Annotated in this window: 19 protein-coding genes; 16 read left to right on the top strand and 3 right to left on the bottom strand. The window is 59.1% G+C overall.

The genetic code is table 11. The features are described 5' to 3' along the window. Positions 1 to 225: hypothetical protein (locus AC07VF_RS08250; RefSeq protein ID WP_495031052.1), on the top strand; the 225-nt coding region annotated here is incomplete at its 5' end. A 35-nt stretch (positions 226 to 260) separates the two neighbouring features. Here the strand turns inward: AC07VF_RS08250 and AC07VF_RS08245 are convergent. Together AC07VF_RS08245 and AC07VF_RS08240 are read right to left on the bottom strand one after the other, a co-directional pair. Next, a complete protein-coding gene (locus AC07VF_RS08245; protein ID WP_495008282.1) occupies positions 261 to 1,481 on the bottom strand; it encodes a CaiB/BaiF CoA transferase family protein in 1,221 nt (406 codons plus the stop codon). Between the two features lie 10 nt (positions 1,482 to 1,491). Next, positions 1,492 to 2,673: an acyl-CoA dehydrogenase gene (locus AC07VF_RS08240; RefSeq protein ID WP_495008283.1), complete on the bottom strand. Its 1,182-nt coding sequence runs from the start codon at positions 2,671 to 2,673 to the stop codon at positions 1,492 to 1,494. Positions 2,674 to 2,844: 171 nt separating this feature from the next. Here AC07VF_RS08240 and AC07VF_RS08235 point away from each other — a divergent pair, with 171 nt between their 5' ends. The 10 genes from AC07VF_RS08235 (at position 2,845) to AC07VF_RS08190 (ending at position 12,698) form a co-directional block, all read left to right on the top strand. Continuing rightward, a complete protein-coding gene (locus AC07VF_RS08235) occupies positions 2,845 to 3,741 on the top strand; it encodes a LysR family transcriptional regulator (RefSeq protein ID WP_346628461.1) in 897 nt (298 codons plus the stop codon). Positions 3,742 to 4,165: 424 nt separating this feature from the next. Beyond that, a complete protein-coding gene (locus AC07VF_RS08230) occupies positions 4,166 to 5,287 on the top strand; it encodes a Re/Si-specific NAD(P)(+) transhydrogenase subunit alpha (protein WP_495008284.1) in 1,122 nt (373 codons plus the stop codon). 11 nt (positions 5,288 to 5,298) lie between these two features. Continuing rightward, on the top strand, positions 5,299 to 5,619 hold the full coding sequence (locus AC07VF_RS08225) for an NAD(P) transhydrogenase subunit alpha part 2 (protein WP_065987890.1): 321 nt from the start codon (positions 5,299 to 5,301) through the stop codon (positions 5,617 to 5,619). Next, a complete protein-coding gene (locus tag AC07VF_RS08220; RefSeq protein ID WP_192174468.1) occupies positions 5,619 to 7,064 on the top strand; it encodes an NAD(P)(+) transhydrogenase (Re/Si-specific) subunit beta in 1,446 nt (481 codons plus the stop codon). Before AC07VF_RS08225 ends, AC07VF_RS08220 begins: the two co-directional genes overlap by 1 nt. A gap of 186 nt (positions 7,065 to 7,250) precedes the next feature. Then, complete coding sequence (gene scpC, locus AC07VF_RS08215; RefSeq protein WP_346628459.1) at positions 7,251 to 8,744, top strand: succinyl-CoA:acetate CoA-transferase ScpC; 1,494 nt, start codon at positions 7,251 to 7,253, stop codon at positions 8,742 to 8,744. Positions 8,745 to 9,063: 319 nt separating this feature from the next. Further along, positions 9,064 to 9,279: a DUF1127 domain-containing protein gene (locus AC07VF_RS08210; protein WP_093466716.1), complete on the top strand. Its 216-nt coding sequence runs from the start codon at positions 9,064 to 9,066 to the stop codon at positions 9,277 to 9,279. 362 nt (positions 9,280 to 9,641) lie between these two features. Then, entirely contained in the window at positions 9,642 to 9,959 is a 318-nt protein-coding gene (locus AC07VF_RS08205; protein ID WP_133774179.1) for a DUF2388 domain-containing protein, read from the top strand. 116 nt (positions 9,960 to 10,075) lie between these two features. Then, a complete protein-coding gene (locus AC07VF_RS08200; RefSeq protein ID WP_282365496.1) occupies positions 10,076 to 10,381 on the top strand; it encodes a DUF2388 domain-containing protein in 306 nt (101 codons plus the stop codon). 38 nt (positions 10,382 to 10,419) lie between these two features. After that, the gene (locus AC07VF_RS08195; RefSeq protein ID WP_346628458.1) at positions 10,420 to 10,740 is read left to right on the top strand and encodes a DUF2388 domain-containing protein; all 321 of its coding nucleotides are present in this window, start codon (positions 10,420 to 10,422) and stop codon (positions 10,738 to 10,740) included. After that, positions 10,737 to 12,698: a DUF7844 domain-containing protein gene (locus tag AC07VF_RS08190; protein ID WP_495008285.1), complete on the top strand. Its 1,962-nt coding sequence runs from the start codon at positions 10,737 to 10,739 to the stop codon at positions 12,696 to 12,698. The genes AC07VF_RS08195 and AC07VF_RS08190 overlap by 4 nt, the downstream gene beginning before the upstream one ends. A gap of 30 nt (positions 12,699 to 12,728) precedes the next feature. On the opposite strand, the gene AC07VF_RS08185 is transcribed toward AC07VF_RS08190, so the two are convergent. Further along, complete coding sequence (locus tag AC07VF_RS08185) at positions 12,729 to 13,130, bottom strand: GFA family protein (RefSeq protein ID WP_495008286.1); 402 nt, start codon at positions 13,128 to 13,130, stop codon at positions 12,729 to 12,731. A 322-nt stretch (positions 13,131 to 13,452) separates the two neighbouring features. Between AC07VF_RS08185 and AC07VF_RS08180 the strand changes: the two genes are divergently transcribed. The 5 genes from AC07VF_RS08180 (at position 13,453) to AC07VF_RS08160 (ending at position 20,254) form a co-directional block, all read left to right on the top strand. Continuing rightward, positions 13,453 to 14,760 (top strand): CitMHS family transporter, encoded by a 1,308-nt coding sequence (locus AC07VF_RS08180; protein WP_192174463.1) that lies wholly within the window; start codon positions 13,453 to 13,455, stop codon positions 14,758 to 14,760. Between the two features lie 66 nt (positions 14,761 to 14,826). Continuing rightward, a complete protein-coding gene (locus AC07VF_RS08175) occupies positions 14,827 to 15,594 on the top strand; it encodes a TerC family protein (RefSeq protein ID WP_192174462.1) in 768 nt (255 codons plus the stop codon). Between the two features lie 262 nt (positions 15,595 to 15,856). After that, positions 15,857 to 17,500 carry a Na/Pi cotransporter family protein gene (locus AC07VF_RS08170; RefSeq protein ID WP_192174461.1) on the top strand — a complete coding sequence of 548 codons (1,644 nt, stop codon included), beginning with the start codon at positions 15,857 to 15,859 and terminating at the stop codon, positions 17,498 to 17,500. A gap of 67 nt (positions 17,501 to 17,567) precedes the next feature. Then, positions 17,568 to 18,950, top strand: coding sequence for a M16 family metallopeptidase (locus AC07VF_RS08165; RefSeq protein WP_495008287.1), 1,383 nt, complete (start codon positions 17,568 to 17,570; stop codon positions 18,948 to 18,950). Positions 18,951 to 19,078: 128 nt separating this feature from the next. Then, complete coding sequence (locus tag AC07VF_RS08160; protein WP_346628456.1) at positions 19,079 to 20,254, top strand: DUF5924 family protein; 1,176 nt, start codon at positions 19,079 to 19,081, stop codon at positions 20,252 to 20,254. The last annotated feature ends 3 nt before the right edge of the window (positions 20,255 to 20,257 follow it).

The following is a 20,257-nucleotide window of genomic DNA, read 5'->3' as shown; positions in this document are numbered from 1 at the left end:
TGTCAACTGCCTTTTTCACCGCTGTCGATTCAAGCATCTGAACCGAAGCATTCCTCGCTGCTTACTTCGTCCAACTCTTTGATTATCAAGGAGTTTTCCGTTTCGTCTGCGCCGGAAGTGGGGCGAATTATAGACAGATCCAGAGGGGCGTCAACACCTAATTTGAACTTTTGGCGAAAAAGCCAAAACCCTAAGGAAATCCGATACTTCCTTCTGTTTATATAGAGACCGGATAAAGACTCCTGCAAGAGCACCAGCCCTTAGAGAACGCCCCTCTGACGCAAGGCAATTACCTCAGCGTCAGGTAATCCTAATAATCCGGTTAGAACTTCCAGTGTGTGCTCCCCCAACAACGGCGGCGCACGCCGATATTCAACAGGCGTGGCAGATAAACGGATCGGACTGGCAACCTGAAGAACAGTCCCACCCAATGCATGAGGCAACTCGACCTGGAGACCGCGGAATTGCACCTGCGGATCTGCGAACACCTGGGCGACATCGTTAATAGGCCCACACGGTACTCCGGCCCCCTCCAACGCCGTGACCCATTCAGCCGTGGTCTTGAAGACGGTGGCCTGCCGGATCAGCGGGATCAGCTCGGCACGATGCGCCACGCGCTGCTCATTACTCGCAAACCGCGGATCGCTGGCCCACTGCGGTTGCCCGGCCACTTCCGCGAATTTGCGGAACTGGTTGTCGTTCCCCACCGTGAGAATGAAATCGCCATCGGCGGTGGGGAAATCCTGGTAGGGCACGATATTCGGGTGAGCATTACCCAGTCGCCTTGGCGATACGCCCGTCGTCAGGTAATTCATTGCCTGATTTGCCAGGCAGGCGACCTGCACATCCAGCAACGCCATGTCGATGTGCTGACCAGGCCCTCCCTGATCCCGATGCGCCAGAGCAGCAAGAATCGCAGAAGTCGAATACAGCCCCGTCAGAATATCCGTCAGCGCCACGCCGACCTTCACCGGTCCCGCGCCATCCTCCCCCTCGGGACGACCGGTAAGGCTCATCAGCCCACCGAGCCCCTGGATCATGAAGTCGTAACCTGCTCGCTTGGCGTAGGGTCCCGTCTGACCGAACCCGGTAATGGAGCAATATATGAGCCTGGGGTTCTCCAGTTGCAGTGATTCGTAATCCAAACCGTAGGCCTTCAGCCCACCAACCTTGAAGTTCTCGATGACGATATCGGACTTCGCCGCCAGTTCGCGGACCAGCTTCTGGCCTTCGGGTTGGGTGAAGTCGATGGTGACGGACTGTTTGTTGCGGTTGGCTGAGAGGTAGTACGCAGCTTCAGACGTGTTTTCTCCGCGCGGATCCTTCAGGAAGGGCGGCCCCCACGCGCGCGTGTCGTCGCCGTTACCCGGGCGCTCGATTTTAATCACCTCGGCGCCGAGGTCAGCCAGAATCTGCCCTGCCCAAGGGCCAGCGAGGACCCTGGACAAGTCCAGCACACGCAAATGCGATAACGCGCCCATTGCTGGCTCCTTAATAGAAGGCCTGGATGCCGGTTTGCGCGCGACCAAGGATAAGCGCATGGACGTCGTGGGTACCTTCGTAGGTATTCACCACCTCCAGGTTGACCAGATGCCTGGCGATACCGAACTCATCAGAGATGCCGTTGCCACCCAGCATGTCACGCGCCATACGCGCGATGTCCAGCGACTTGCCGCAGGAGTTGCGCTTCATGATGGAGGTGATTTCAACGGCTGCAGTGCCCTCGTCTTTCATCCGGCCAAGACGCAGGCAGCCTTGAAGCGCCAGCGTGATCTCGGTCTGCATGTCAGCGAGCTTTTTCTGGATCAGCTGATTAGCTGCGAGGGGACGGCCGAATTGTTGACGGTCCAGTGTGTATTGACGCGCGGCGTGCCAGCAAAACTCGGCAGCCCCCAAGGCACCCCAGGAAATACCATAGCGGGCGGAGTTCAGGCACGTGAACGGACCTTTAAGACCGCGGACGTCCGGGAAAATGTTCTCTTCCGGCACAAACACGTTGTCCATCACGATCTCGCCAGTGATCGAAGCGCGCAGGCCGACTTTGCCGTGAATCGCCGGAGCAGTCAGGCCTTGCCAGCCCTTTTCCAGTACGAAGCCGCGGATATCCCCAGCGTCATCTTTGCCCCAGACAACAAAGACATCGGCAATCGGGCTGTTGGTAATCCACATTTTGCTGCCGGTTAGACGGTAGCCGCCTTCGACGCTCCGCGCACGGGTGATCATCGCGCCCGGATCCGAACCATGATTGGGTTCGGTAAGGCCGAAGCAACCAATCCATTCACCGGACGCAAGCTTTGGCAGGTATTTCTGCTTTTGCGCTTCGGTACCAAATTCGTTGATAGGCACCATGACCAGGGAGGACTGCACGCTCATCATCGAGCGATAACCGGAATCGACGCGCTCGACTTCGCGAGCGATCAAGCCGTAACACACGTAGTTCAGACCGCTGCCGCCGTACTGCTCCGGGATCGTGGCGCCGAGAAGACCTATCTCACCCATCTCGCGAAAGATCGCCGGGTCTGTCTTTTCATGGCGGAAGGCTTCAAGCACACGCGGTACCAGTTTGTCCCTGGCGAACTGCTCGGCGCTGTCGCGAACCATGCGCTCTTCTTCGGTGAGTTGCTGGTCCAGCAACAGGGGGTCGATCCAACTGAAACTTGCCTTGCCGCTCATGACTCTCTCCTCACCAAATGCGCTTCCGGACCTGCCGGAGAAGTAATGAAGCGAGCCTAGGCCTGAACCCGGGATCGAGCAAACGACGATTTCGCATCACCCTGTGCTAATTTCTCACTCCGAGACACGGCCGGTGCCACCGAGCCGTCGCTGTGAGTGAGGCAAAGGTACATGCGTCGTAAAATCCCAAGCACCGCTGCGCTGGTGAGCTTCGAGGCAGCCGCGCGGCACGAGAGCTTCACCAAGGCGGCTGAGGAGCTTTCTCTGACCCAGAGCGCGATCTGCCGCCAGGTCGCGAGCCTGGAAGCGTTCTTGAATGTCGGCCTGTTCCGACGTTCGCGAAGGGGTGTGAAGCTTACGGAGGCTGGCCTTTCCTACAGCCGGCGCATCGCAACGCAACTTGACGCTGTTGAACGCGACACGCTGTCAGTGATGGGTCATCAGGGCGTCAATGTGATCGAACTGGCGGTAGTGCCCACCTTTGGCACGCAATGGTTACTGCCACGCCTAAAGGATTTTCAGAAGAACCACCCTGACGTCACTATCAACCTGACCAACCGCACGCGACCGTTTTTGTTTGCCGATACCGAATTCGACGCAGCGATCTACTTTGGTGATGCTGATTGGTCCGGTACCGAGTCCCACAGACTGATGGGCGAAAATCCCATGCCGGTCTGCAGTCCGGCACTGCTTGGGGCACGGCACAGCATCAGCGCTCAAGAGTTGGCCGAGATGCCGCTGCTCCAGCAAACCACTCGGCCCTACGCCTGGCGGCAGTGGTTCAATTCGCTGGACATGGGGGTGGCTCGCGACATGACAGGTCCCCGATACGAGCTATTCTCCATGCTCGCTCAGGCAGCCATGCACGACATGGGTGTGGCGCTCATACCACCATTTCTTATTCAGCATGAACTGGCCGAAAAACGCCTGGTGATTGCCAACCCTCACCAGCTCTCAAGCTCAAAGGCCTATTACTTGATGATTCCGGAGCGCAAAACGGAATCAGCGTCGCTGAAGGCGTTTCGTGACTGGCTGATTCAGCAGGCCAAGACCTACTCCCTGCCCTGAATGCCTATCCACAACACGAACGTTTCCGTGTAGTACGAAGATCCTAAAACCTACATATATCTTGATTTGTCGCATTTGCGACACACGCTTCTTTGTGCTCGCGTTATCCCAATAGTCATACAAATAGCGCTCTACAGCCTGATTTCGATTCATTTTAGAAATTTTGCCTTACCACGGTTGTGAGAAACCGTAACCATGAAAATGCGTCTGTTATCAATGACTTAACCGGTTTTGTGCGTCAATCGGTCACAGGGTGACTTGTAGTACATTTTTCGTTCAGTTACAGAAACCCTTGAAGGCCTCTGGCATCCCCTGCAAAATGCCGCGCCCGGCTGTTTTAACGGGCGTAGTGATCGCAATCCCAGCCCTCGGGCCGTAGCGCGCTGGCCTAATTAAGACAATAAGATCACGCAGGAGATTTGACGTGCACATTGGAGTCCCCCTCGAAACCCAGCCTGGTGAAACCCGGGTCGCCGCCACTCCCGAAACCATCAAAAAGCTCGTCGCCCAAGGCCACACCGTGACTGTGCAGAACGGCGCGGGCATTGCGGCGAGCGTGACCGACAGTGCTTATGAGGCGGCAGGTGCATTAATGGGCAGCGCCGCCGATGCGTTCGGCGCTGAACTCATCCTCAAGGTCTCCGCTCCCAACGACGCCGAGTTGCCGCTGATCAAAAGCGGCGCAGTGGTGGTCGGGATGCTCAACCCTTTCAATAACGACATGATCGCCAAGCTGGCTGAACGCGGTATCACCGCTTTTGCCCTCGAAGCCGCGCCACGTACCTCTCGCGCGCAAAGCCTCGACGTGCTGTCTTCCCAGGCCAACATCGCCGGCTATAAAGCCGTGCTGTTGGCGGCGCAGCACTATCCGCGCTTCATGCCCATGCTGATGACAGCGGCCGGTACAGTGAAAGCAGCGCGCGTGCTGATTCTCGGAGCGGGGGTTGCGGGGCTGCAGGCCATCGCCACTGCCAAACGACTGGGTGCGGTCATTGAAGCCTCGGACGTACGTCCAGCGGTGAAGGAGCAGATCGAGTCGCTAGGGGCCAAGTTCGTTGACGTGCCCTACGAGACTGACGAGGAGCGGGAAGCTGCCGTGGGCGTCGGCGGTTACGCCCGCCCGATGCCGGCCAGCTGGATGCAGCGTCAGGCTGTGGCCGTTCATGAGCGCGCCAAACAGGCGGACATCGTGATTACCACGGCGCTGATTCCCGGTCGCAAGGCTCCGGTGCTGTTAAGCGCTGAAACGGTCGCGCAGATGAAGCCCGGCTCGGTGGTGATCGATCTGGCGGCAGCGCAGGGCGGCAACTGCCCTCTGACGGTAGCCGACCAAGTGGTGGTCGAGCATGGCGTGACCATCGTTGGCCACACGAATCTGCCCGCCATGGTCGCGGCGGATGCGTCGGCTCTTTATGCCCGCAACCTGCTGGACTTCATGAAGCTGCTCTTCACCCAGGAAGGCCAGTTCCAGATCAACCTCGAAGACGACATCGTTACCGCGTGCCTTATGTGCCGCAATGGCCAAGTCATCCGCAAGAACGGCTGAGGATAAAAATAATGGAAGAGTTCATCTCACCCGGCATCTACAACCTGATCATTTTCGTGCTGGCCATTTACGTCGGCTACCACGTGGTCTGGAACGTGACGCCTGCACTACACACGCCCCTGATGGCAGTCACGAACGCTATCTCGGCCATCGTCATCGTCGGCGCCATGCTTGCCGCCGCGCTGACAGTGACGCCACTGGGCAAAACCATGGGCACCCTGGCCGTTGCGCTGGCGGCCGTTAACGTCTTCGGCGGTTTTCTCGTCACCCGGCGGATGCTTGAGATGTTCAAAAAGAAAGCGCCCAAGGCAAAAGACGAGGTGGCCAAGTAATGAGCATGAACCTCGTCACCTTGCTGTACCTCGTTTCGGCCATCTGCTTCATCCAGGCGCTGAAGGGCTTGTCTCACCCAACCACCTCGCGCCGAGGCAATCTGTTCGGCATGCTCGGCATGGGCCTGGCTGTTCTGACTACGATAGGACTGGTGTTCAAACTGGCTGCGCTATCTACCGACGGCGCCAGCGCAGGCATTGGCTACATCCTTATCGGTCTGCTGGTCGGCGGTACTGCCGGTTCGATCATGGCCAAGCGCGTCGAGATGACCAAGATGCCTGAATTGGTCGCCTTCATGCACAGCATGATTGGTCTGGCAGCCGTGTTCATCGCCATCGCTGCGGTGGTCGAGCCACAGTCGCTGGGCATCGTTCACCACTTGGGCGATCCGATTCCTGCGGGCAACCGTCTGGAGTTGTTCCTGGGCGCGGCGATCGGGGCGATTACGTTCTCCGGTTCGGTCATCGCCTTCGGCAAGCTGTCGGGCAAATACAAGTTCCGCCTGTTCCAGGGCGCACCGGTGCAGTTTGCCGGTCAGCACAAGCTCAATCTGGTTCTGGGTCTGGCGACGCTGCTGTTCGGCATCACGTTCATGCTGACGGGTAGCCTGTTCGCGTTCAGCGTCATGCTGATCCTGGCGTTCGTGATTGGCGTGCTGCTGATTATCCCGATTGGTGGCGCAGACATGCCGGTTGTGGTGTCGATGCTCAACAGTTACTCGGGCTGGGCAGCGGCGGGTATTGGCTTCTCGCTGAACAACTCGATGCTGATCATCGCCGGCTCTCTGGTCGGCTCATCCGGCGCGATTCTGTCGTACATCATGTGCAAGGCAATGAACCGCTCGTTCTTCAACGTGATCGGCGGCGGCTTCGGTGGCGCAGTGGATGCCGGTGCTACGAGCGGCAGCAAGGAAGCCCGTCCGGTTAAATCGGGATCGGCTGACGATGCAACCTTCCTGCTGACCAACGCCGACACCGTAATCATCGTGCCGGGTTACGGGCTGGCGGTTGCTCGAGCGCAGCACGCGCTGAAAGAGCTGACCGAAAAGCTGACCCACGCGGGCGTTACGGTGAAGTACGCGATCCACCCGGTGGCCGGCCGGATGCCGGGGCACATGAACGTGCTGCTGGCGGAAGCCGAGGTGCCTTACGATCAAGTGTTTGAGATGGAGGACATTAACTCCGAGTTCGGTCAGGCGGACGTCGTCCTGGTGCTGGGCGCCAATGATGTGGTCAATCCGGCGGCGAAAAACGATCCCAAGTCGCCGATTGCCGGCATGCCGATTCTCGAGGCGTACAAGGCCAAGACCATCATCGTCAACAAGCGCTCCATGGCCAGCGGCTATGCAGGCCTGGATAACGAACTGTTCTACCTGGACAAAACCATGATGGTCTTTGGTGACGCCAAAAAGGTCATCGAGGACATGGTCAAAGCGATCGAATAATCGCTGCAACTCGCGATGAAACAACCCTCGGCGCAGGTGATGGCCGAGGGTTTTTTACAGCCCGGGTAAAAGTGTTTCTCGCGCAAAGGCGCTAATTAGAGCCTTTAGTGCGACCTTGGTAGCGGGACGAACGCTCCTCAACTCTCTAGACTTCGCTCACGCATCTTTGTCATGAGATTAAACAACATGCACCGTGAACGAATCCGTCTGCCCTCGCTGATGAGCAAGATAATGAGCGCGGCCGACGCCGCTTCCTTGATCAAGGACGGCATGACCGTCGGCATGAGCGGCTTCACCCGCGCCGGCGAAGCCAAGGCCGTGCCCCAGGCGCTGGCCGAACGCGCCAAAACAGTTCCGCTGAAGATCAGCCTGATGACGGGCGCCAGCCTGGGCAACGATCTGGACAAGCAACTGACCGAGGCCGGCGTGCTCTCCCGCCGCATGCCGTTTCAGGTCGACAGCACCCTGCGCAAGGCCATCAACGACGGCACCGTGATGTTCATTGACCAGCACTTGTCGGACACCGTCGAGCAGCTGCGCAATCGCCAGATCAAGGCCGTGGACATCGCCGTGATCGAATGCGTAGCAATCACCGAAGAGGGACATCTGGTGCTCAGCACGTCAGTCGGCAACTCGGCGAGCTTCGCCATTCTTGCCGAACACGTGATTATCGAGATCAACCTTGCCCAACCCATGGAGCTCGAAGGGCTGCACGACATCTATATACCCACCTACCGGCCAACACGCCTGCCGATCCCGGTCCTCAAGACCGATACCCGAATCGGCAGTCAGGCAGTGAAGATCGATCCGGCCAAGATCGTCGGCATCGTGATCAGCAATCAACCCGACTCGCCGTCGACGGTGTTGCCGGCAGACACCGACACTCAGGCTATCGCGGGCCACTTGGTCGAGTTCTTCAAAGGCGAAGTGCGGCTGAACCGACTGACCAATCAGCTCATGCCGCTGCAGGCGGGGGTAGGTACGATCGCCAATGCCGTCATGACCGGGCTAATCGATTCGCCCTTTCACGGCATGACCATGTATTCGGAAGTGCTGCAGGACTCGACGTTCGATCTGTTCGAGGCGGGCAAGCTGGATTTCGCTTCGGGCTGTTCCATGACGTTGTCCGAGCGCAAGCACTCTGCGGTCTACGACAATCTGGAGCAGTACAGATCCAGACTGTTACTGCGCCCCCAGGAAATCTCGAACCATCCGGAGGTCGTCCGCCGCCTGGGCATCATTGGTATCAACACTGCCTTGGAGTTCGACCTGTACGGGAACGTCAATTCCACTCACGTGGGCGGCACACGGATGATGAACGGGATAGGCGGGTCAGGCGACTTCGCCCGCAACGCCCATCTCGCCATTTTTGTGACCAAGTCCATTGCCAAAGCCGGAGCCATTTCAAGCGTGGTGCCAATGGTCAGCCACGTAGACCACACCGAACACGATGTAGACATTCTGGTCACCGAGATCGGACTGGCAGACCTGCGAGGCCTGGCACCCCGCGAGCGCGCCCGGGTCATCATCGACAACTGTGTGCATCCGGCCTATCGCGAGGCGCTGAATGACTACTTCCGCCGCGCCTGTGCAATTGGCGGTCACACACCGCATGTGCTGCGGGATGCACTCAGCTGGCACCTAAACTTGGAAGAAACCGGCCGCATGTTGGCGATCTGAAGACACAGTTTGTCAGTGGCGACGACCTTTCGTCGTCACAGTTCGCAACCTGAACGCAAATTCTGCAAAAACTGTACTGCTGTACGGGTGATTTCACGTACTTCTAATGGGAAATGACTGGCCCAACTGACAAAAAAGCACACTTCTGGTGCAGACCCGTACAGTTGCCCCACTTCCGAACAAAACAGTGGTGATTAACAGTTAACTGGAGCAGCACAATACAAATGAACTGTGTCTAGAGAGAGACGGGCAATGAGAGGAATATTGTCACCAATCAAGTCAATCTCTAATCCCGCCACAAGCGGAAGGAAGAAGCATCATGGAACGCACCGTCAGTTCCGAATTGTTCTACGAAGACACCGCAAAAACCGCACAAGCCTCGTTGCCGCTGCGCATGTTCGCCAACCTGATGCTCTGGCAGCGTCGTCTGTCCAGCCGGCATCAACTGGCTCGCCTGGATGCACGTTTGCTGGCTGACGCCGGTATCAGCGAATCCCAGCGTTATGAAGAGCTGAGCAAGCCGTTCTGGCGCTAAGTTAGCGTCTGCTGGTCCCAGGCCGAGCGCCTCTCACCAGCAACCCGAATTGTTCAAACAAAACCCGTCAGCAGGTCACTGCTGGCGGGTTTTGTCGTTCTGGGGTCGGGCAAACCACGCTAAGGGCCGACCAGTACAGTTTTACGCAACTCAGCAAATCCCATTACAGTCCAACGATCACGGGTAATTGCGGCAGATATAGAGTTACGTAGCGGCGACTGGCACAAGGCCGGGATAGTTCGGCAGCCCGCTTATAAGCTAATCTTGCGCCACCTTGACCACGCAGTCACAAGACAGCTCTCGCTGAGCTTCCCGATTTATGCGTCTGTGGTTTTCGAATCCCGTTATTTTGGAGTGCCTGTATGTCTCGCGTTCGCCTGTTGAGTGCCGCTTTCCTGATCGTCGCTGCCACCGGAGCCCAGGCTTCCAGCTTTGTGGTTACAACGGACACCATCGTCCGTGCGCTCGATGCTTCGTCCAACGCCACGTCTAAAATTTCGTCCTCCTTCCACGATGACAAGATCGTTCTGGCCGCCCGCGACGACGCCGCAAGCTTCGTTGCCAGCGAAGGCGAGATCCGGGGCGTGAAGCTCCAGGGCGCCTTGCAACACATCCGCGAGGTTGCACCGGGCCTGCAAGCGTCGGACGCGCAACTCGCGCAAGCGATTCTTGCCATCTGATTCAGCTTCGCGACAGGTTTCTCAAACGCGAGCCCGGGTCTTTGCACTAGCTCTGGCCCAGGTGTTGCGCTAGCCTTGCGACTCGTTTCGCAGAACCTGAACAGCCCTGAATAGCCATGCATTCGTTGTTTCGCCTCGTGCTTGCCGTCACCGCAGCCTTGAGTATTTCAACTCAGGTTCTGGCGTTCGACGTGACAACACAAAGCCTGGTCAAAACCGGATACGCCACCAGCCAGGTGACAACCGGGCCTTTCGATAGCAAGTTGATAATTGCCGCCCAGGATGATGCTGCAGTGTTTGTCGCCAGTGACGGCCAACTGCGAGGAGCACGGCTGGAGTCTGCGCTGGCGTACCTGCGTCAAACCCGCCCAAAACTTCATGCAAGCGACCTTGAACTGGCGCAGGCAATCCTCGTCCAATAGTCACTTTTTTTGTAACTACCGTATTTTGGAGACGTTCCATGCGTACCCCGTTGATCGCTGCCGCCCTTGGCCTGCTCTTGCTGACTGATATGGCACAGGCACAAACCCTGAAGGCCACCAGTAACATCGTCGTTCGCGCCCTCGGCCGCAGCATCGATTTCACCTCCGACACCACCTCATCCGTGCGCAACTGGAAACTCATCCTCGAAGCGCGCGACGACGCCGCCAGCTATGTCGCCAGTAACGGTGACATCCATGGCGCACTGCTCGACGCTGCGTTCATCACACTGCGTGACCGCCTGCCTGAAGCCCGTAATGCCAGTGATCAGGACCTCGCCGAGGCCATCCTCGCACTGTGAAACGCCTCGCTGTCTGGCTGCTGACGTCGGCGCTCTCGCTGATTTGCACGAGCGCCTTCGCCGACCTGAGCCTGTCGTTGCACACCGACGGACTGAGTCCTGCGCAACAAAAGGCCAGCCAGACATTGCTCGACGAAGCCATGGCGCACCTGCCGCCATTGTTCGTCAGCAAGCTTGATCGCAAGGTGGAAGTGCATTGGACCGACGACATGCCGTCCAATGCCTACGGCCGTGCAGACGGTCCCTACCGTCTGGACCTGAATGAGCACCTGCTCGCAGGCCTGACCGACGGCAGCGCCGCAACGACACGAACCAACCGTCCTCACGGCACCGTGCGCGAGGAAATGCTCGCCACGGTCCTGCATGAGCTGACCCATATTTATGATCACGCGCAGCTCTGGTCCCCTGAAGACCGCAAGCTGATCGTTGCGTGTGCCCGGCAGGGCAAGAGCGTGGGGAAGGTTGGCCTGCGTGACAGCTGCCGGGGGCAGACCGACCGACGTTTCACGCTGAGTGATGATCCGCGCCTTCTGGATCTGGCGGGATGGCCGCAGTACGTCGGCCGCCGCGGTGACAGGGAAGAGCGCAATGGCCAGGTCGCGCGCAGCCCGGATATCTACGAAATCAGCAGCCCGCTGGAATTCGTTGCGGTGAACATGGAGTACTTCCTCCTCGATCCGGCCTACGCCTGCCGCCGTCCGGCGCTGTACGACTATTACAAGGCTCGGTTCGACTGGGCGCCAGCGACGAAGGATCAGTGCCCGACGTCCTATCCTTATCTCAACGCCGGTAACGACTTTGCCCGAGAGCCACTGGGCAAGCTCGACCCCGAGCGGGTGTATGAGGTCGATTACCTGCTGGCTGAGGCCAACCAGAATCTGGCGAGCCGTTGGGGTCACAGCATGCTGCGGCTGGTGATCTGCAAGCCCGGTCGCCCACGCGGCCCGGACTGCCGGCTGGACCTTGATCAGCACTTGGTGCTGTCGTATCGCGCGTTCGTCAATGATCTGCAGCTGTCCAGCTGGAGCGGCTTGACCGGCAAGTATCCGTCGCGCCTGTTTGTCCTGCCGCTGGGTCAGGTGATCGATGAGTACACCAAGACCGAACTGCGCGGCCTGGCCTCGGTCCCGCTGAAACTCTCCCGTGAGGAGATTAACGGTCTGGTTCAGCACGCAGCCGAGATGCACTGGGCCTATGACGGGGATTACTGGTTCCTGTCCAATAACTGCGCGGTGGAAAACCTGAAGCTGCTGCGCAGTGGCACTAACGATCCGCGGCTTGTCGGGCTGGACAGCATCATGCCCAATGGCCTGCTGGAAGTGCTGAAGGGCAGGGGGCTGGCGGATACCAGCGTGCTGGACGATCCCAAGAAGGCGCTGCGCATGGGCTACCGCTTCGACTCGTACCGCGACCGTTATCAGGCGATGTTCGATGTGCTGCGCAAGACCACCAACGTCAAGCAGACCACCGTTGAAGACTGGCTGGCATTGACGCCCCAAGAGCGGCGTCCTTATTTCGCTCAGGCTGACTTGCGTACCAGCGCGGCAATGCTGCTGCTGGAACAGGCCGGACTGCGTCGTCAACTATTGCTCGCGCAGGATGAGGTGAAACAGCGTTATCTAAGTGCTGTGGAGCAAAAGGATAACGGCGTTTCCAAGGCGACCGGTACATTGCAGGACATTCTGGCCAACAGCGGATTCCTGAGTCGCCCGGCGGAACTGCTCGGCAGCGGCGGCTACGGTCTGCCGCAGGAAGGCGAGTGGCAGCGTCTGGAAGACGAAAGTAGCCAGCGCCAGAAACAACTGCAGCGGCTCAGCGGTGATCTGGATAAAGAGGTGAGGGCGCTGCTTGATCCCGACCGCGCCGCCGAGATTGCTGCGACCGAAGACAATCTCAAGCAGGTCGGTGATCACCTGCGGGCATTGCACAAAGCAGCCGGCGGCCTGGAGCTGCCTTGATCGTTGCGCAACTGCACGCCCCGCGATGATTCAGTCAGTTTCCCCAGGCTCACCCGGCAGATGCTCGTCCAGGTGCAGCCAGGGCAGGCGGCTGTCGGTCCAGATATGCCGATCGGCAGGCGTGAGCTCCGGGCGATCAAGGGTGGCGATAGTCACGTCCATAGTCTCCGGGCTGTTGCGGCTGAACAGCGCGACCTGCGCCCCACAGTTATTGCAGAAATACCTGACGCACGTCGGCCCTGAATCATAGGGGGTCGGACTTCCCGCCAACCATTTGAAAGCCTCGACCGGCACGCTGGTCCACGTCACGACGATCCCCCCTGACGTGCGCCGACAAATCGTACAGTGGCAGTGGGCAACGTCATCCACGGGCCCATCGATCTGGTAACGCAGATTGCCGCAATGGCATCCGCCGGTATGCAATTCACTCATGAGCACTCTCCAGGTTATGTAGGGGTCTGACCGCATCCTGGGGTCGATAACTCAAACTCCCGCTCGTCAACTTCAGAAGTGCAACGAAAGCTGGCTGAAAGCTTCCCCGTTTAGCATCACCTCACCGCCGGCGACAGACCGGTCGGCCAGGACGAACGCGCTTGACGTTCTCCGGCCCATCTACAACAACAATTAGGTGATTCCCGATGCTTGCATGTGCCCTGCAGTACCCCCTCCGCAATCCCCGACTCCACGCGCCGCTCGTTTTGAGCTGATCGACTCGTCTCGTCCGTTCCCCGCCGCGTAACGCTGGAGTATTGCTATGTTGACCTTCCTCGGCTTCGCCATGGTCGTCGCCTTCATGTACCTGATCATGAGCAAGCGCCTGTCAGCGCTGATTGCCTTGATCATCGTTCCTATTGTTTTCGCTCTGTTCGGTGGTTTTGCCTCCGAAATCGGCCCGATGATGCTGGCCGGCATCACCAAACTTGCGCCAACGGGCGTGATGCTGATGTTCGCCATCCTTTATTTCGCGCTGATGATCGACTCCGGGCTGTTCGACCCGGCGGTGCGCAAGATCCTCAAGCTGGTGAAAGGCGACCCCGTCAAAGTGTCGGTCGGTACGGCGGTGCTGGCGCTGGTTGTCTCGCTGGACGGTGATGGCGCCACGACGTACATGATCTGCGTGGCCGCCATGCTGCCGCTGTACAGCCGTCTGGGCATGAGCCCGCGCATCATGGCGGGCCTGATCATTCTGGCCGGCGGCGTGATGAACATGACCCCATGGGGCGGCCCAACCGCGCGTGCGGCGAGTGCCCTGCATGTCGATCCATCCGACATCTTTGTGCCCATGATTCCGGCGATGCTGGCGGGCGTTGTGGCGATTCTGGTGATTGCCTACTTCTACGGCAAACGTGAACGTGCGCGCCTGGGCGAACTGCACTTGCCCGGTGACGAAGGCGATCATAGCGACATCAGCGTTTCCCAGTTTCCTGAAGCCCGCCGTCCCAAGCTGATTTGGTTCAACGCCGCACTGACGCTGGCGCTGATGGTGGCACTGATCATGGGCCTGTTGCCGCTGCCGGTGCTGTTCATGATTGCGTTCAGTATCGCCATGATCGTCAACTACCCGTGCCTGCAAGCGCAGAAAGACCGCGTCGCTGCCCACGCCGGCAGCGTGCTGGCAGTGGTCGGACTGATTTTTGCTGCGGGGATCTTTACCGGTATCCTGTCCGGCACCGGAATGGTCGACGCGATGTCGAAGAGCCTGCTGGCCGTGATCCCTGAAGCGATGGGCCCTTATCTGGCCGTGATCACAGCGGTGGTCAGCATGCCGTTCACCTTCTTCATGTCCAACGACGCGTTCTACTATGGCGTGCTGCCGGTACTGGCCGAAGCCGCTTCGCATTACGGCATCAGCCCGGTGGAAATGGCACGTGCCTCGATCGTCGGCCAGCCCGTCCACCTGTTGAGTCCGTTGGTGCCGTCGACGTATCTGCTGGTGGCACTGGCGGGCATCGAATTCGGTGATCACCAGCGCTTTACCCTCAAATGGGCCGTGCTGGTGTGCGTGTGCATTCTGATCGCCGCGCTGCTGATGGGAATCTTCCCGTTCTTCAGCAGCCTATAACGCAACTCAACGCTCCCTCTGGCGCAACCGTGCCGGAGGGAAAACGAACGCTCAAAGGAATACGTAATGGAATGGCTGACCAACCCTGAGATCTGGGTTGCTTTCTTCACGCTGACCGCCCTGGAAATCGTGCTGGGCATCGACAACATCATCATGATCTCGATTCTGGTCAGCCGCATGCCCAAGGCCATGCAGCCACGCACCCGTATCTTCGGCCTGGCGCTGGCGATGGTGACGCGGATTCTGCTGCTGCTGTCGATCACCTGGGTCATGCGCCTCACCGACGACCTGTTCGTGGTCTGGGGCCAGGGCATTTCCGGACGCGACCTGATTCTGTTTTTCGGTGGCCTGTTTCTGTTGTGGAAGAGCTCGCAAGAGATCTACCACGGCATGGAAGGCGAAGAAGAGACGCTGGACGAGCCGAAAGGCAAGGGCGGCATGTTTCTGTACACCATCATTCAGATTGCAATCATCGACATCGTATTCTCGCTGGACTCGGTCATCACTGCTGTCGGCATGGTGTCCCACGTACCGGTGATGGTGGCGGCGATCATCGTGGCGGTGCTGATCATGATGCTGTGCGCGGGCGTCATCAGCGACTTCATCGAGAAGCACCCGTCGCTGAAAATGCTGGCGCTGTCGTTCCTGATCGTCGTCGGTACCGTCCTGATTGCCGAGTCATTCGATGTGCATGTGCCGAAGGGCTACGTCTACTTCGCCATGGCGTTCTCGCTGGCAGTCGAAGCGATCAACATCAAGATGCGCACGTCGATGGCTAAAAAACGTGCGATGCAGGACCCTGTGAAACTTCACAAGGACGTGCCGGGTCAATAACGTCCGCCGCACAGACGTGAAAACAACGGGGCTATGAATGCCCCGTTTTTTATTGGCAGAGCGCAAAAGTGTGGCGTTCAAACACCTGATTTATGACAGATTTGTTTCAAGAAATAATCCGCTGTGCCATGCTGGCATTAAGGCCACAGGCCGACTAAAGCTTTAGTTGAGCGCGCTGTTCGATGCACCTCAAGCGCGTACGCTCGCTACACGCTGGACCTTTTAACTTTGCCCAATGGGCAACCTACAGGGGGCTCTCCGTATGCTGACCCTGCTCGATTTGCTTTCCGCCGTCGCGCTGTTGATCTGGGGCACACACATCGTTCGGACCGGCATTCTGCGTGTCTACGGCTCGCAGCTGCGCCGAGTCATTGGCCAGAATATGTCCAAACGCCCGCTGGCATTTGTCGCGGGGATACTCGTCACCGCGCTGGTGCAGAGCAGTAACGCCACGGCAATGCTGGTGACGTCGTTCGTTGGCCAGGGCTTGATGGGCCTGACGCCCGCGCTGGCCATCATGCTCGGTGCCGACGTCGGTACAGCGGTAATGTCGCGAATCCTGACGTTCGACCTGTCGTGGCTATCACCGCTGCTGATCTTTCTGGGCGTGATCTTCTTCCTGTCGCGCAAACAAACCCGTGTGGGCCAATTGGGTCGTGTCGGCATTGGCCTGGGCCTGATCATTCTCGCTTTGCAACTGATCGTCACTGCCGCCGCGCCGATTACCCAGGCTGCAGGTGTGAAGGTGCTGTTTGCGTCACTGACGGGCGATCTTCTGCTTGACGCATTGGTCGGCGCCATGTTCGCGCTGATTTCTTACTCAAGCCTTGCGGCCGTGCTGCTGACGGCGACCCTCGCAGGCGCGGAAATCATCAGCCTGCCGGTGGCGATCGGTCTGGTGATCGGCGCCAACATCGGCAGTGGTCTGCTGGCGTTCCTTAGCACCAGCATGCAAAACGTCGCCGGTCGGCAAGTGGCGCTGGGCAGCCTGCTGTACAAACTGATCGGCCTGCTGCTGATCACCCCGGTGCTGACCCCGCTGGTGGCGTGGATGGACACGCTGAATGTCAGTCCGTCGAGCCTGGTCATCAGCTTTCATGTGATCTACAACTCCCTGCGCTGCCTGATCATGCTGCCGACGGTGGGGCCGATGGGGCGTCTGTGCGCGTCGATTCTGCCGCAGCAGGCCGAGATCAACGGCCAGACCAAGCCTCGCCATCTGGACCTGACCGCACTCGCCACACCAAGCCTGGCGCTGGCAAACGCGGTGCGCGAAACCTTGCGCATGGGCGATCTGATCGACAGCATGCTCAATGCCATGCAAGAAGTACTGCGTGGCAACCAGACGGCGGTCACTCAGGAAGTGCGCCGGCTCAACGACGATGTCGAGGTGCTTTATAACGCCATCAAGTTGTACCTGGCGCAGATGCCACGCGACGACCTCAGCGATCAGGACAATCGTCGTTGGGCCGAGATCATCGAGCTGGCGATCAATCTGGAGCTGGCCAGCGGGCTGATCGAGCGCATGCTGCGCAAGGTCCAGCAGCAGAAAACGTCGCAGCGGCGGTCGTTTTCCGACGTGGGCCTGGAAGAACTCTCCGGGCTGCACGAGCAACTGATGGCGAATCTGCGTCTTGGCCTGTCGGTATTCCTCAGCGGTGACCCGGAAAGCGCGCGCCAGTTGCTGCGCGAGAAACGTCGTTTCCGGGCACAGGAGCGGCGGCTGGCCCACGCCCATGTCAGCAGACTGCAACGCAAGATCGTGCAGAGTATCGAGACCAGTTCTCTGCACCTCGAGCTGATTTCCGACATGAAACGCCTGAACTCGCTGTTCTGCAGCAGCGCCTACGCGGTCCTTGAAACCACCGACACAGGCGCCTTGTCCAGCGAGGGCAACGCGGATTAATCGTGGTGAACGCAGGGGCCTCTGCGAAGTCTGTTACACATACCGGCCCGCAAGGAAGCCCGTTTTTATGCGTTGCCTGCTGTTCGTTTGTCTGGTTCTGACATCCCTTTCTTCCATGGCCCTCGACCGGTTTCAGGTCGAGGGCTACGTGCTGCCCAACGGTTTGCAGTTGCTGCTCAAGCCTGCGGACAAAGGTCATGTCGCTATCCGCCTGGTCGTGGGCATTGGCTTCGATGACTTCAAATGCGAAGACAAAGAACTGCCGCATCTGCTTGAGCATCTGCTGTTCAGCGGGATCGACAACAGCGGTGAGGGCGGCCTAGAGCAGCAGATGCAGGCGTTGGGCGGTGAGTGGAACGCGTTCACCAGCAACACCGACACCACCTTCGTCATCGAGGCGCCGGCGCAGAATCAGCGCAAGGTGCTCGACCTGCTGCTCAATCTGCTGACCCACACGCAAATCAATCAAGCCAATCTGGACACCGCCAAGCGCATCGTCGCTCGTGAAGACGGGGGCCATTATTCGCATTTGCAACGCTGGCTGGACAAACGCGACCTGGGCCACGGCGCCAGCAGCCAGCTTGCCGTGGAGCTTGGCCTCAAGTGCCCGGAGCGGCCTGAGGTCGATCACCTGACGCTGGAGCAGATCGAGAATATCCACGACAACTGGTACGCCTCCAACAACATGACGCTGATTATCGTGGGCGACCTCGACAAACTGCTGCCTGCCTACCTTGAGCGCACCTTCGGTCAGCTCAATGCGGTGGATCCTACGGAACATCCGCCGCTGCGCTCGATCACTGAAAAGGCCGATCCTGAGCGCACGCTAGTGCGGGGCGCGTTGGGCGATGGCGCGAAGCTGCATCTGCTGTTCCCCGAGCCAGACATGGGCGAGCAGCACGATCAAACCTGGGATCTGGTGAAAGCGTATCTGGACTGGGCGCTGTACAGCGAACTGCGTCTGGACAAGGGTTATTCCTACGGGCCATGGGCCGATCGCGAAGCATTTGGGGACACCGGTTTTCTCAGCCTGAACGCTGATCTCAACCGCGAAGACGTCGATTCGGCCACGTCGGCGGTACGCTCGATGCTCCAGCGGCTGCGCAAGGAAGGTATGGACCCGGCGACCTTTGCTCGGCTACAGCAGGCGTCCATTGCCAAGCAGGCCTGGGCGGTTCAAGGCAACAGCGCGTTGGCCGACTATTACTGGGGTGCGCTGAATGATTACGATGATGGCCGCTTTGAGGATCCGGCCAAGAGGACCCGAGGCGTGAGTCTGGATCTGGCCAATCAGGCGATGCGTCAATTGCTGGCGCAACCCGGGTATCTTCGCGTTGAGGAGCCACTGCTCAGCTACGACGAGCTGTACGCAGTCGGATGCCTTCTGACGGCACTGGTGGCGTTGCTGATCCTCTGGCGGTGGCGGGTATACAAGAAGAGACCGTTGTAAGCGAGGCGCTTGGCGTTTCAATATTTCGACGAAGTGGGCGCAGTCCGGCTTGGTTATTTTTTATACACCCAGCTCCGTACATCCATACTCCAACACCAAGACTCACCCACGAAGAGCGACGCCCCGAGATGCCAGACATTAACGCAATCATTCAGCACTCGCTGGTACAGCGCGTGCTGGAGTTCATCAAGCGCTACCCCGGGCTGATTGCGTTCTTCGGGTTCTGCTCAGGCATCGGCAGCTTCATTCTGGTGGATCGCCAGGCCAAGCTGGCGACCTGGATTGCGGTCATTCTGCTGGTGAGCTGGATCTGGCTGATGGTAGAAAACAGCGCCGTCGCCCTGTTCGCGAAGCTGTTCAAACGCGAGATCCCGCAGCCGCTATTGCGCTACGGCACTCAGATGATCCATCAGGAAAGCCTGTTTTTCGTACTGCCGTTCTTCTTCGTCACCACCACGTGGTACAGCGGCCAGCTGGCGTTCACCGGACTGCTCGGGGCGGCAGGCCTGATTTCGATCATCGACCCGCTCTACTACAAATGGCTGGCGCCGCGCCGCTGGCTGTTCATGGCCCTGCATACCCTGACGCTGTTTGCCGCACTGCTCACGGCGCTGCCGATCATCGTTCACCTGACCACGGCCGAGAGCTACAAGCTGGCACTGGGCATTGCGATGCTGCTGTCGTTCCCGAGCCTGGCATCGGGCTACCCGATCAACAACTGGAAACGCGGCCTCGGTGTGGTGGCCATGACACTGGCCATCGGAGGGGTGGGCTGGATGGCGCGATTCTGGGTGCCGCCGGCGACGCTATGGCTGACCGAGGCGGCGATCAGCACGCGCTTCGATAACCAGAATCGCACCCCCGGCGAGAGCATTCAGGAGATCGGCGTCAACCAGCTGCGCAGCGCCGGGCTCTACGCCTACACCTCGATCAACGCCCCGCGCGGCCTGAATGAACGGATTTATCATGTGTGGCGCCATAACGGCGAGGAAATAGAGCGCATTGCTCTAGACATCAAGGGCGGTCGTGAGGAAGGCTACCGGGCCTGGACGCACAAACAGAATTTTCCGCCGGACGTGTTGGGTAAATGGCAGGTGAGGGTGCTCACTGAGGACGGGCAGATGATTGGTGTGCTGCGCTTTGACGTCACCGAGCGCGACCAGCCTGCCGTCACGCGCAACAAGATCAAGCCGGCAGGCCTGAAGCCAGGCACCGACGCTGCGGATCCGGATGATTCGGAGACGAAAAAACCTGCGGACAGTGCGCCAGCCGAGAGCCCATCTGCCCCGGCCAAAACCAACTAAGCT

It is taken from the genome of Pseudomonas sp. GW821-FHT02H06 (assembly GCF_059421525.1).
Note: the sequence above shows the minus strand (reverse complement) of the source record. Positions and strands in the feature narration are given on the sequence as shown.

What these genes read in the sequence shown, in the direction of transcription:
- AC07VF_RS08160 (WP_346628456.1), top strand. Translation starts at nt 19,079, where the DNA reads ATGCCAGACATTAACGCAATCATTCAGCACTCGCTGGTACAGCGCGTG.
- AC07VF_RS08165 (WP_495008287.1), top strand. Translation starts at nt 17,568, where the DNA reads ATGCGTTGCCTGCTGTTCGTTTGTCTGGTTCTGACATCCCTTTCTTCC.
- AC07VF_RS08235 (WP_346628461.1), top strand. Translation starts at nt 2,845, where the DNA reads ATGCGTCGTAAAATCCCAAGCACCGCTGCGCTGGTGAGCTTCGAGGCA.
- AC07VF_RS08170 (WP_192174461.1), top strand. Translation starts at nt 15,857, where the DNA reads ATGCTGACCCTGCTCGATTTGCTTTCCGCCGTCGCGCTGTTGATCTGG.
- AC07VF_RS08210 (WP_093466716.1), top strand. Translation starts at nt 9,064, where the DNA reads ATGGAACGCACCGTCAGTTCCGAATTGTTCTACGAAGACACCGCAAAA.
- AC07VF_RS08195 (WP_346628458.1), top strand. Translation starts at nt 10,420, where the DNA reads ATGCGTACCCCGTTGATCGCTGCCGCCCTTGGCCTGCTCTTGCTGACT.
- scpC (WP_346628459.1), top strand. Translation starts at nt 7,251, where the DNA reads ATGCACCGTGAACGAATCCGTCTGCCCTCGCTGATGAGCAAGATAATG.
- AC07VF_RS08175 (WP_192174462.1), top strand. Translation starts at nt 14,827, where the DNA reads ATGGAATGGCTGACCAACCCTGAGATCTGGGTTGCTTTCTTCACGCTG.
- AC07VF_RS08220 (WP_192174468.1), top strand. Translation starts at nt 5,619, where the DNA reads ATGAGCATGAACCTCGTCACCTTGCTGTACCTCGTTTCGGCCATCTGC.
- AC07VF_RS08200 (WP_282365496.1), top strand. Translation starts at nt 10,076, where the DNA reads ATGCATTCGTTGTTTCGCCTCGTGCTTGCCGTCACCGCAGCCTTGAGT.
- AC07VF_RS08205 (WP_133774179.1), top strand. Translation starts at nt 9,642, where the DNA reads ATGTCTCGCGTTCGCCTGTTGAGTGCCGCTTTCCTGATCGTCGCTGCC.
- AC07VF_RS08240 (WP_495008283.1), bottom strand. Translation starts at nt 2,673, where the DNA reads ATGAGCGGCAAGGCAAGTTTCAGTTGGATCGACCCCCTGTTGCTGGAC.
- AC07VF_RS08180 (WP_192174463.1), top strand. Translation starts at nt 13,453, where the DNA reads ATGTTGACCTTCCTCGGCTTCGCCATGGTCGTCGCCTTCATGTACCTG.
- AC07VF_RS08225 (WP_065987890.1), top strand. Translation starts at nt 5,299, where the DNA reads ATGGAAGAGTTCATCTCACCCGGCATCTACAACCTGATCATTTTCGTG.
- AC07VF_RS08185 (WP_495008286.1), bottom strand. Translation starts at nt 13,130, where the DNA reads ATGAGTGAATTGCATACCGGCGGATGCCATTGCGGCAATCTGCGTTAC.
- AC07VF_RS08245 (WP_495008282.1), bottom strand. Translation starts at nt 1,481, where the DNA reads ATGGGCGCGTTATCGCATTTGCGTGTGCTGGACTTGTCCAGGGTCCTC.